Annotated in this window: 10 protein-coding genes; all 10 read right to left on the bottom strand. The window is 39.0% G+C overall.

The genetic code is table 11. From position 1 onward, the window contains the following. Positions 1-4: 4 nt before the first annotated feature. Positions 5-1,552, bottom strand: coding sequence for an MDR family MFS transporter (locus AC3B5D_RS01780; protein ID WP_489839808.1), 1,548 nt, complete (start codon positions 1,550-1,552; stop codon positions 5-7). Between the two features lie 343 nt (positions 1,553-1,895). Then, the gene (locus AC3B5D_RS01775; protein WP_489839809.1) at positions 1,896-2,657 is read right to left on the bottom strand and encodes a LysM peptidoglycan-binding domain-containing protein; all 762 of its coding nucleotides are present in this window, start codon (positions 2,655-2,657) and stop codon (positions 1,896-1,898) included. Between the two features lie 371 nt (positions 2,658-3,028). After that, a complete protein-coding gene (gene coaA / locus AC3B5D_RS01770) occupies positions 3,029-3,973 on the bottom strand; it encodes a type I pantothenate kinase (RefSeq protein WP_489839810.1) in 945 nt (314 codons plus the stop codon). Positions 3,974-3,979: 6 nt separating this feature from the next. Beyond that, a complete protein-coding gene (helD, locus tag AC3B5D_RS01765; protein WP_489839811.1) occupies positions 3,980-6,262 on the bottom strand; it encodes an RNA polymerase recycling motor HelD in 2,283 nt (760 codons plus the stop codon). Between the two features lie 175 nt (positions 6,263-6,437). Then, the gene (recA, locus tag AC3B5D_RS01760; protein ID WP_489839812.1) at positions 6,438-7,589 is read right to left on the bottom strand and encodes a recombinase RecA; all 1,152 of its coding nucleotides are present in this window, start codon (positions 7,587-7,589) and stop codon (positions 6,438-6,440) included. 74 nt (positions 7,590-7,663) lie between these two features. After that, positions 7,664-8,149: a nicotinamide-nucleotide amidohydrolase family protein gene (locus AC3B5D_RS01755; protein WP_489839813.1), complete on the bottom strand. Its 486-nt coding sequence runs from the start codon at positions 8,147-8,149 to the stop codon at positions 7,664-7,666. A gap of 235 nt (positions 8,150-8,384) precedes the next feature. After that, positions 8,385-8,969, bottom strand: coding sequence for a CDP-diacylglycerol--glycerol-3-phosphate 3-phosphatidyltransferase (pgsA, locus tag AC3B5D_RS01750; protein WP_489839814.1), 585 nt, complete (start codon positions 8,967-8,969; stop codon positions 8,385-8,387). 21 nt (positions 8,970-8,990) lie between these two features. Further along, on the bottom strand, positions 8,991-9,941 hold the full coding sequence (locus tag AC3B5D_RS01745; protein WP_489839815.1) for a helix-turn-helix domain-containing protein: 951 nt from the start codon (positions 9,939-9,941) through the stop codon (positions 8,991-8,993). Positions 9,942-10,002: 61 nt separating this feature from the next. Further along, entirely contained in the window at positions 10,003-11,292 is a 1,290-nt protein-coding gene (yfmH, locus tag AC3B5D_RS01740) for an EF-P 5-aminopentanol modification-associated protein YfmH (protein ID WP_489839816.1), read from the bottom strand. After that, a complete protein-coding gene (yfmF, locus tag AC3B5D_RS01735) occupies positions 11,282-12,547 on the bottom strand; it encodes an EF-P 5-aminopentanol modification-associated protein YfmF (RefSeq protein ID WP_489839817.1) in 1,266 nt (421 codons plus the stop codon). The genes yfmH and yfmF overlap by 11 nt, the downstream gene beginning before the upstream one ends. Positions 12,548-12,791 lie beyond the last annotated feature (244 nt).

The raw sequence follows: 12,791 nt of genomic DNA, 5'->3' as shown, positions 1-12,791 counted from the left end.
TAATCTAGTCCTCCTTTTCATTTTTAACTGAAACATGGTTTGTCGTTCCATATGGCATAATTTTACCTTTACGAATAAAGAGTGCCAAAATAACACCGATAATTGAAAAGGCAAAACCAATGGCAAATGAAACTCGGAAGCCCTTCATCGAGGCATCAAGAATATCAGAACCATATTGTAGTGGGTTAGCTGTCTTCAACGCATTACTTGGTTCATTATTTGTAATAATATTTTGCGTCACTGATGTTAACAGCGCCACAACAACTGATGAAGCAACTTGACGAGCCGTGTTGTTTGATGCAGTTGCATGAGCAGCCTCTTCAGGTGGCAACACAGACATTGACATTGTTGTTAATGGCATCATTGCCATCGCCACACCAAACATTCTGACGGCGTACAACGTCGTGATAAATGCACCTGGTGTTGTTGTGGTAATAAACATGAATGGGAAAGTTCCTAATGCTAAGATACCAAAACCAATAATTGATAAGCGTTTTGCCCCAATTTGGTCGTAAGCACGACCAGTAATTGGTGCCAACAATCCAATCAACAATGCACCTGGCAACAAAACTAATCCAGAATTCAATGTTGACATGCCATGAACGTTTTGCAAATACGTTGGCAACATCATTTGCACACCCATCATTGCCATCATTGCCATCATAACAGCTAAGGTGGTCAATGAGAATTGCTTGTTCTTAAAGACACGCACATCCATAAATGGCACATCCATTTTAAGTTGACGCCAAATGAACAACGCAATAATAACGAGTCCCACAATAATTGGCGTAATAACTGTTTTGACATCACCCCAACCGTCTGTTGCCACATTGGTGAAGCCCCAAAGGAAGACACCAAAGCCAGCAATTGACAAAATAAATGAGATAACATCCAACTTAATTTTACTTGTTTTCAAAACATTCTTAACAAAGAAGAATGACAAAATAAATGCAATAACAATAACAACTAGTGGCAAAACAAAGATTGTTCGCCATGAATCAGAAATCGTCAATCCCAAGAAAACATGATTTTTTTCCAAAATCCAACCAGAAAGACTTGGACCAATAGCAGGTGCTAAACCAATAACAATACCATTTATCCCCATGGCTGCTCCACGCTCTTCCACTGGATAAATATTAATCATCACCACTTGCATCAAAGGCATTGTAATACCAACAGCAATGGCAGTAACGATACGACCTGCTAAGAACATCCACCACATATCTGATCGTGCGGGTGTAAATGCAGTCATTGCCATTCCAAATGTTAGTAAGGCATACGCCAAAATATATAAGGTCTTTGATCGAATACGAGTTGACAAGAATGCCGACACGGGCATCATCACCCCGTTTGCTAGCAAAAACCATGTTGTTGCTTGTTGTGCTGTCGCAAACGAAATATCGAAATCATGCATTAGGGTTGGAATTGCCGTTCCCAATGACGTTTGCATCAACGCACCAGCAAAAGTACCAATTAATAATACAGCAACCATGGCAGTACGGCTAAATGGCTTGCCGTCCATATCAAGCGTTGCAGTTTTACTGTTTGCCATCTTTATTCCTCCATTAATTTATCTTTAATCACAATTGTTAATTCTAAAACGTCAAGTCATTTTTTTCAAGTGTTTTTGTTAAGTAATTTAACAAACATTGTAATTGTGTTCACAAACAGCTTTTTGTTAATCATGACACATAATTTTCATATTTTGTGATAATCTGCTATCACCAATCATGAAATCCCTTACAAATTAATATCAATCTGTGAATCATCATTTGTGATATTTTCACATGCGCATAAAATTATTTTTTATCATATTGTTAGATGAGTAATAATCCATAAAAAAAGATCAAGATATTTAACTATCTCAATCTTTTATCATGATTAATAAAATACTTTTACCACCAACCATTTGCTTGGCGGAAGGCCGTTGCGTTTTCAATTGAACCATAACGTGATGTTGCGTAGTTAACCATACCTGCTGTTTGGCTAGCAACACTACCCGTTCCCCAGCTTTGCTTTGTTTGACCAAGGCCTTGATAACCATTTGCTGATACAGCATTTGGATTACCACCTGATTCAGGCATCACAACTGAATCCCACAATGCTTCAGTACCACCATTAGCTAAGAATTGTGCCTTAACTGAACCACCAGCTGTTGATGCTGATGTTGTGGTAGTTGTAGCTGCTTGTTGTGTCGTTGTCGTTGCTGCTGCTTGTTGTGTCGCAACAGCTGAAGTTGCAGCTTCACTAGCAGCAGCCTTTTGAGCGGCAGCTGATGATGCGGCAGCAGAACTTGCGGCAGCGGCTGATGATGCAGCAGCGGCTGAACTAGCAGCAGCTGATGATGCAGCTTGTGACATTGCCAATGAAGCAGCATCGTTAGCTGAAGAATCTGCTGATGAATTAACATCTGATTCTGCCAAGTCTTCTGAACTTGGCACTTCAATCTTTTGATCAACGAAAATCATGTTCGCGTCTTTTAAGTTGTTTGTCTTAACAAGATCATCAACTGTCATGTTAAATTTGTTTGCAAGTTGTGATAATGTGTCGCCTTCCTTAACTGTATAAGTTGAGGCGGCATTGACGATTGATGTACCGGCAACGAATACTGATGCAACTCCGGCAACTGCTAAGGCTGTTTGTTTCACTTTACTCATAAAATTTAATAACGCTCCTACTGGAAATTTATCTGCTGTATAATTGATACCTGTGACTACTCAGGTGATATGATTGGGTCACTCACCCAACAACAATTAATAGTTTACCAATTTGAGCGCTTTTCAAATTACATAAGCATTACATTAAATTGCATTGCCTCATCAATTTACTGATTTACAGACATATTTTTGTAACATAATAAATGAAACCCCTATCAAATTGGCATATATAAAGGAATTATTAAGTTTATTAAAACGTTAAACCTACCTAAAAATACAACCTAAATCATAAAAATAAAGGACAGAAACGCTTTCGTTTCCGTCCTTTAAGTTATTTTGTTACATTATCGTCATGTTGAAAAGTAATATTTCTAAAATTTCCTTAACCAAATCGTGTCGATTTCATGATTTGCCAGTTTATGTAGCACTAAATCAGCCCGTTCACGGGTGGGTAAGATAAACTCTTGCAAGTTTGGTAAATTAACCTGCTGCCAAACTTCATCTGCCGCTGCCACGGCTTCTGCCAATGGCATTTGCGTATATTTAGCGAAAAAGTTATTCGTATCATTTGCTTGTTTAGCAGCTGCTAGCAATGCTTTAAAGCGATCAATGTACCATTGCTCAATCAATTCCGTTTGTGCATCGACATAGATTGACAAATCAAAAAAATCAGAAATATAGACTGGCGTATTGACTGTTGACTGTAAGGTATTAATCCCTTCAATAATAAAAATATCTGGATTATGAAACTCTTCAAATTCACCCGTTAAAACATCTGACTTTTCGTGCGAATAACGTGGTGAATGTACTTTAGGCTGTCCTTCCTTTAAATCATTCATAAAGGATAGCAATGCTGGCATATCATATGATTCTGGAAAACCCTTACGATCAAAAATACCTTGTGCTTTAAGTGTCTCATTAGATAGTAGAAAACCATCAGTCGTTGTTAGTGCAACTTGTTTGTCCGTAAAGGCTGACTGTAACATGTATTGCAATAAGCGAGCCGTTGTAGACTTTCCCACCGCAACTGAACCAGCAATACCAATAATAAACGGTCCTGGCGATGCCGGCCGACCCAAAAATTGCGCCCGTTCTGTAATGTTACGCCGATACTGGTCATACCGTAATTTAATATAACTCACTAACGGACCGTAGATATCAAATACATCCGCCATAACGATTCGATCATTATAGGCTTTGATATTTTGCAACGTCTCTGGTGTCATCTGTATTTTGCCAGGAACGATATATTTACTGGTTAATTGTTGCCAATCTTCTCTATTAAAAACAGCAAAGTTCAAAGGTGCTGTCGCCATAGCAGATTACCTCATCTCATATAAGTTATCAGCCACATTTGCCAAAAGTGGTGTCAATTCTTGAACGGCAAACACCGTTAATTGATGCATTGCTCGTGATGCAATCGTATAGACAAGTTGTCGTTCATCATCTCCATGATACACCTTTGCGGACGCATCCCACATAATAACAGCGTCAAACTCTAGTCCTTTGGCTAAATAAGCTGGGACAATAATCGTACCTGGTACCAAACGCTGATTCTCCGTACGAATAATTGTTACATTCGTTTTATCACGTAGTAATGCATAGGCAGTCTCGGCATCAGCTAACGTTTTCGTAATAATGGCTGTGGTTTCTTTAGCTGCCAAGTTACTTGCTAACTGTGTCACTACTTCAGTTGCCATAGCGGCAATTGAAGACACCACAGAAACCACTGGTAATGCGCCTTCACGCTCAAAGGCATCAATTTGAGCCCCGTGCAACAAGATAGCTTTTGAATAATCAGTAATTTGCTGTGTTGATCGATACGTTTGTGTTAACGCAATATATTCAGATTTTTGAGGATCAAATAATTGGGCTAACTCATCTTGCAAACTCACTGCATTTTCTTTCGTAAAGATGGCTTGATTTAAATCACCTAGCATTGTGAAACGCGCTTTAGGGAAGCTAAACTTTAAGAATGCTAGTTGGAAAGGTGTATAATCTTGAATCTCATCAATAAATACAAAACGAATATCTCGTTCACCACGACTACCTTTAATTAAATCAAATAACATCATATAGGGTGTCATATCTGCCATTGGTAAAATGCCTTGACGCATTTGAGATACGGTGTATTTCACACCGTCTTGCCATTCCGACAGACTAATACCATATGCTGCTAAATCAATGAGTTGTGGGACTGATTTTAGAAAATGAATAAATTGTTCATTGATATTAATAAAATGATTACGGTTAACACCACGAATAATTGGCGTAAAAGCTTTCATGACTAATTGTTTGGCAATGAATTTATATTCTGCTTCATCAGAATCAAATTCACGTGGCTTATCACGTAGCAGCGTGTCATATTGCTCTTTACTGAGATTTTGTACTTCACTTTCGACCCAGTCTGCATGAACTTCATGACTTGCCTTGCCTTGCAATATCTTCATTAGTTGCTCTTTAGTCGCTTGTAGCCGATTTCCTAAGCGATAATTATCATTAAATGAATAGTAAATCGCCGCAATTTTTTCTTTACTAATGATTTCTTTACCCTGGAACTTAATTGGTCGTAATTTAATATGATGATGATTCAACGTCTGTGCATATTGTTGCATCGCATGAAAATAGACACTCGTACCCTTTAAATCAATCATTGTTTTTTGGCTACCTGCTGGTTGTGATTCAAAACGTTCTTGCAGTGTTTCCAATTTTAATTTTGGTAAACGACGTGATGCATATTGATAAAAGGTCATTTGCACCATGTTTTGCTCACCCAATTCTGGTAAGACTTGATCGATATAGTCATTAAATAATTGATTTGGTGAAAATAGGACCACTTGACCAGAAGTTAAGTGTCCACGATAACGATACAACAAATAAGCAACTCGTTGCAGAACAGCAGACGTTTTACCAGATCCAGCTGCACCTTGTACAAATAATAATTCAGCAGCTGTATTGCGAATAATCTTGTTTTGTTCCTTTTGAATCGTCGTCACGATTGATTTCATTTTCGTTGTTGACTCACCAGCAACCGCGTTCAGTAACATTTGATCACCAACTGCTTCATCGGTATCAAAAATAGTCACAATCGTCCCATCTTCAATTTGAAATTGGCGTTTCAAAGATACTTCAGCATCTTGTTTACCGTCTGGCGTTTCATAACTGACTTTACCCAATCCACCATCATAATAAAGTGACGAGATAGGTGCTCGCCAATCATAAATCAAAAAATTATCAGGACCATCTGAAAATGATGCCAAGCCAATATAAATTTGATCAACTTTTTTACTACCAGCTTCTTGGACATCAATACGGGCAAAATATGGCCGTTCAGACAAACGATCTAAGACAATCGCTTGATGTTCTGCTGAGTTCATGGCTAATTCACGTTCTTGTAGCATTTGTTGTTGTTGGCGTACCGACATGGCTGTTTCAAATAGACTACCATATGTTGCCGACTTGAAACGGACATCCTGCCAACCTGATTCAACATCAGCTTTTTTATCAATTGCATTTTGTTGTTGTAATTTATTCGTTACCTTAGCATCCTGTATTTTTGTCATTACAGTATCTAAGCGTTTTTGTTCTACCTCATAGGGCGTCATACTAGGTTCCCCCAATAAAAAATTAGTGTTTCCATGTTACACCACTTTCACATAATTAGCTAGCTATTTTTCGTAACTATCATCCGATGAAATAACTAATTGTGACATACTTAAGGCACCAAATCACCCATCATCTTGGGTGACTTGATGCCTAACATATCCGACTATTTAGCGTTTATTTTTCTTCAATATCTAATGGTATATCGTCATCTAATGGTACATTGTCTGCAGCTGTTTCAGGAGCGTCTGCTGACCCATCATGACTACCAATATAAGCCAAGCGGACCTGATCATAGATCTCATCATAAATGGCTTTATGTTCTGGTTCTTCTAACCAACGGATAACATTGACCTTTCCCTGGCCAATTTTTTCACCCTTATATGAAAACCATGAGCCTGCTTTATTGATAATATCTTTATCGGCTGCTAAGTCAATCATTTCACCTGTCTTTGAAATACCTTTACCAAATAGAATTTCGACTTCTACTTCACGGAATGGTGCAGCAACTTTATTTTTAACAACTTTAATACGTGTCAAATTTCCAACAGATTTAACGTTATCACCATCGGCTTTTGTTGCATCAATGCCACCCTTACGACGCACGTCTAAACGTACTGAAGAATAGAACTTTAGTGCACGACCACCAGGGGTTGTTTCTGGGTTACCAAACATCACACCAATCTTTTCACGCAACTGGTTAATGAAGATGGCTGTGGTACCAGTCTTGAGGATAGCACCTGACATCTTACGCAAAGCTTGTGACATCATACGTGCTTGTAGTCCAACTGATGAATCACCAATCTCACCATCAATCTCGGCCTTAGGGGTCAATGCAGCAACTGAATCGACAACCACCATGTCGATTGCCCCAGAAGCAATTAGCGCATCTGCAATGGCTAGTCCTTGCTCACCGGTATCTGGTTGTGACAACAATAGTTCATCAACATCAACACCCAATGCTTTGGCATATTCGACATCCATCGCGTTTTCAGCATCAATATAGGCAACAATACCACCATTCTTTTGGGCTTCAGCAACCGCATGCAATGCCAAGGTTGTTTTACCTGATGATTCAGGACCATAAATTTCAATTACACGTCCTTTTGGATAACCCCCAATACCCAAGGCAACATCTAACTTCAATGAACCAGTTGGTGTTGATTCAACTTTGGTGAATTTACTATCTCCCAATTTCATGACTGAGCCTTTTCCAAATGATTTTTCGATCTTTTTAAGCGCATCATTTAAAGCATTTTGTCGTTCTTTAGGATCAGTAATCTTACCTTCTAGTTTTTTATTTGGATTAATATTTTTTCCTGTCGCCATGTCATCGGCCTCCGCTCATTAACTTTAACTTAACGTATTCCTAGTGTAACCTAATTTTTGTTTTTTTTCAATGCTTAGCCTTGCGATTGTGGATTTTCAGCTAGCAATGTTGCCAACCAATCAAATCCCGCAGCCACACTCGCTTGACGAATTGCTTGACGTTGACCAGTAAAATGATAACCGCGTGCTAGCGTTTTACCTTGTGGATCAGCAATGCCAATATAAACTGTGCCAGCTGCATGCCCTTCTAACGCATCGGGACCAGCAACACCCGTAAAACTAATGGCCCAGTCAGTTGCTAATTTATTTTTCGCCCCTTGTGCCATGGCACGTGCTACTTCAGCTGATACGACCCCATACGCCGCAATTAAAGCTGCTGGTACATCAACCAATTGTGTTTTTGCTTGTGCTGCATAAGTGACGAAAGCCCCTGGTAAAACAGCTGAGATACCACTAACTTCAGCCAAAGTTGCAACAAATAAACCAGCGGTCAACGATTCCGCTGATGTAATCGTTTGATGACGTGCAATCAATGATTTACCAACTTGTTGCTGTTTCATATAACTACTCTCCCTTCTCATAATAAAGAGACGTTAGCCAATCAAAATGTCCCTTATTAGTATAAATCAATTTAACTTGTGAGACAAAAACCGTGTGTTTGATCGATAAATCAAAAAGGTTGAAACATCAGGCATTATGAACAACTGAAAAGGACGTCAATTTATCAATTTGATTGATAGATCAACGCCCTTAAACGTGTTCCAAAAGACTGAAGCCTTTCTTTTTAAATTTCACTTATTTAAAACCATCTGAAAAGACGTCACGATTCTTGTAGAAATAATCAATACCTGAATAAATGGTTGCAATCAACGCAATCCACATCATGATCATTGCAAATGGGATGTGTACAGCAGCAAACAAAATATCATGTAACAAAAAGAATGATATCGACACCATTTGTGAAGCCGTCTTAATCTTACCAGGCATAGCTGCAGCCAAAACTTTACCATTATTTTCGACAATTAGTGTCCGCAAACCAGTAATTGCCAGTTCACGTATGACAATGATGGCGACCATCCATGCTGGTACCCAACCGAATTGTACAAAATAAATCAAGGCAGTCATGACCAATAACTTGTCAGCTAATGGATCAGCAAACTTACCAAAATTTGTGACTAAGTGATACTTACGCGCAATCTTACCATCAGCCAGGTCAGTCAATGAGGCGACAATGAAAATAATTGCTGCCAATAAGTGCGTCACTGGCAATGTCGTACCACCAACTGATAAAGTTCCCCAGTCAAGAGGTAATGACAAAATTAACATAAACACTGGAATCAAAATCATTCGAAACACAGTTAGTTTATTAGGTAAATTCATTTCTTATTTACTCCTAGATTCTTAACGTGTAAAAGTCATCCCCAAGTGCCAAACACTAGCACTACCTGATTGTAAATCAACTGACTTATTATTGAGAGAAATTTTTGTTGCTAATGCGTTTCCAATTGAAACTTGGACACCCGTTGCCGTTGCTGGAATCTCAACTTCTTGGGTATTGTTATCTTGCACTGTACCATTCCACAGTACTGTACCGGCCGCATCACTCACTTGAATCCAAGAAGAACCATCAGCAGCTTTAAGTTGCATTTTGACTGCTTTATTCGGTACTTTCACTGATCCATAAGTGACAGACGTGCCGCTAACTGTCCCTTCACCTAAGCTAACCTTCCCTGATTTGTTTGTTTCCTTAGTAGAAGATGACTTTGCTGATTGACTTGAAGCAGCCTGTTTTGATGACGTGGTGGCACTCGCAGTTGATTCAGTCTTTGAAGAAGCCTTCTTTGACGTTTGTTTATCAGCGACTTTAGATGATGTAACTGACACCGTTGATTGATTCTTACTTTCTTGCTTTGCAGAACCAGCAAATGAAGATACAACTGCCCAAATAATGGCAATGATAGCAATAATCACAACACCAATGATAATTTTAGGCATCATGCTACGCGTTTTATCAGCAACTGTCTCTTCTGTTTGATGCATGCCTGCACGCGTCACATTATCAGCATCCACACGAGCAGCACTTAAATCAGGTGTCACTGTTTCTGTCTCTTCTTCACTGGCATATTTTTGTAAGAATTCCGTTGCATTTAGACCAACTGCAGTTGCATATTGGCGCACAAACGCACGTTCATAAAAAGCGCCTGGTAATTGTTCAAATTGGCCACTTTCAATGGCTGCTAAGTAGCGTTTTTGAATTTTCGTTGATTGTTGAATATCGTCTAATGATAGTCCTTTATCAATACGAGCCTGTTGGAGTTCTTGTCCGATAGCGCTATTGCGTTCTTCATTCATAAATCTCTCATCCTAACTTTTTAAATTTAGCATAGTAGGTATAATTGCATTCTATTTTATTTTAACATAATTCTGACATATCCGAACGGGCGATTACACTAGCAATTGCACTTGTTGGTGTGGTTTGTAAAGCCGTTAACATATCACTGATCGTCAATGCTTGTAAAATCGCAATTTCATCTTGCAAAGTCGCGTTATCAAATGTTTGACCCTCAAAACGAATCACAATCTCTTCTAATTGATTTAATTTATTAATTAATCGACTCAGCGCATCATTTTTCACTAATTCAAAGTGATCCTGTAATGCCATCACATATGTTGGTAAATCATTCAGTATTTTTGAAACTTGCATCAGCACTTCTTCTGGCTCTGCTGTTTCAGCTGCAATCGTCAGATAAGCAAATTGTCGTTCTGCATCAAATTCCGCACTAAAATTATCATCAATGAGTCCATCATTATACCAAGCCATGTATTGGGGTGAAAACTCACCAAAAACTAAATCAATAGCTAAACTACCAATCATGGTCAAACGTAACCTGTCTCGGGGGGCAAGGTTCGTAAAATCAAGTTCCCAGCGTTGCCCCATAATCACCTTATTACGCACGACTGATAATTGCACTTCTAATGGTGTTGTTGCAACTGGTGCTAATGGTAAGACTGCTTTCGTCACTGATTTTGCTGGCAGGCGTTGTCCGGCCGGTGATGCTTTAATCATCGCTAACATGGCCTGTTCATCAAAAGCACCCGTAAACACAACGTCCATATTATCTGGCTGATAAAATGCATCAAACGCCAATTGCAATTGATCGGGTGTTATCTGATGGACAGACTCAGCTGTCCCGGCAATCTCTTGCCCTAATGGATCATCGGGATAAAGACGCGCCAAAATTAGCCGATAGAGGCGTGAATTAATATCATCTTCATACATATCAATTTCTTGGGTAATAATTTCTTGTTCCCGTGTCACTGTTGGTAAATCAAAATATGGTTCTTGTGTGAACGTTAATAACTCTCGTAATGGCGCCCAATTACCAACTGCTGCTGACACATAATAACTGGTGCGTGATTGTGTCGTAAACGCATTAGCATTTGCGCCAAGCTCACTCAAACGTGAAAAAGCATCATAATCCGGTTGTGCAAATAAGCGATGTTCAACAAAATGTGCCACACCTGCCGGCTGTGTGATCAATTGGTCATGTGCTATAAACGAGCGATCGTGCGCACCATAGTCGACGGTTACTACCCCGACGACCTGATGAAAATCTGGTCTTGGCAATAAATGAACACGTAGTCCATTGGCTAAAGTAAGATGTTTTTCAACCGGTAAAAACTTTTGAGGCTTAATCAACATGTTCATCTCCTTTAACTAATTCATAATGTAGTTGCCAAATCACACGTTTGGCCATTTCTTGAATTTGTGCCGGTGTGACCGCATCAATTTGTGCTAGCCAATCTTCATCAGTCACAACTTGTTGCAATAATTCTTGATTATATAAACGATCAGCTAAATATAAAGGCTGATCCAACGTCATCGTGTAAGACGTTTTTAATAACTGCTTGACCGTATTTAATTCTTGTGTTGTCACCAATGTCTCTTGTAATCGTTGTAGTTCTTCATTAACTTTTGTCACTGTTAGTGGCAGATTTGCTTGATCAACCCCGGCTTCAACAAGCAACAATCCTGTATAAGGATTGTAATCTGAAGAAATACCGTAAACAAGTCCGGCTGATTCACGTACATTCAAAAATAAGCGTGAGATCGCCAATCCCCCGAATAAGCCATTAAAAACATTGGCAACAAAACGTTCTGTACCAGATGACGGCAACGTATAACCCAAAACTAAACGGGCCTGTGTCACATCCTGTTGATCACGTATTGACTGCACGTCAGGTAACAAGACTTGTTGATAGTTTTCATTGAGATGCGTTTTCCTTGGCGAAAAATGAAAAACATTTGCCGCAGTGAAGATTTCTTTTGCCATCACGTCTCCAACGACAACGATATCAATACGATCATGTTGCACACTATCTTGCCAAATTTGCCAGGACTCTTTGGCTGAAATAGCCGCTAATCCTGCCAATGTCCCATAAGCTGGTAAAGATTGTGTGTTATTTGAAAAATAAGCCTTGATTGCTTCACGTAATGCAAAAAATGGTTTGTCCTCACGTAACCCTGCAACTTCATCCAGTGCCATCTCCTTTTGGCGATTAAATATCACGGGTGAAAAGCCTTCTGTCTCATCCCCCATCGGATGATTAATAACCTCATTTAAAAAAGTAAACCCTTCAGTTAATAAATGCGGATGCTTTGATGCGAAAGCTTGATGCACAAGATTTAATTGTAATCTCACAGTATGTAACTGACCCACTTTAAAAACTTCCGTCCCAAAAGCTGCTCCCGTCATTTCACTCAAAACTTGCGCCATTTTTGTCTGTGACGAATATTTTGCTGAAACAGTTTCCAACATATTACTAGCTAATACACGCGCATCCAATGTGGCCTTATTTAATTGTTGCGTAAAATTAATTGCGATGTGGGTCGTTGCAAACTGTTTGGTTGGCAAAACATGTACAAAAACCCCCGTCTGAATTTCCTTTGTTACCACAACACTACCTTCTCTGATAAAAATACAAGTATTTTCACTTTCATTTAAAATATGTGCTTACTCAAATAAGCAATTGTTTTTAAGTATAAACTTCCTGCAAACGAGTTACCACCTTTTCTAAGTAGGATTAACCTTTTTTTATTATGCACACGTTATGATATAAAAACTGAGGTGGCACCAATCATTTGGTGTCACCTCAGTCTATGTCAAAATGGTTTTAACCCATTCTCAACTTTTTAAATTA

Source organism: Weissella sp. ESL1177, from assembly GCF_058107185.1.
This window is presented reverse-complemented; position numbering and strand designations above follow the sequence as displayed.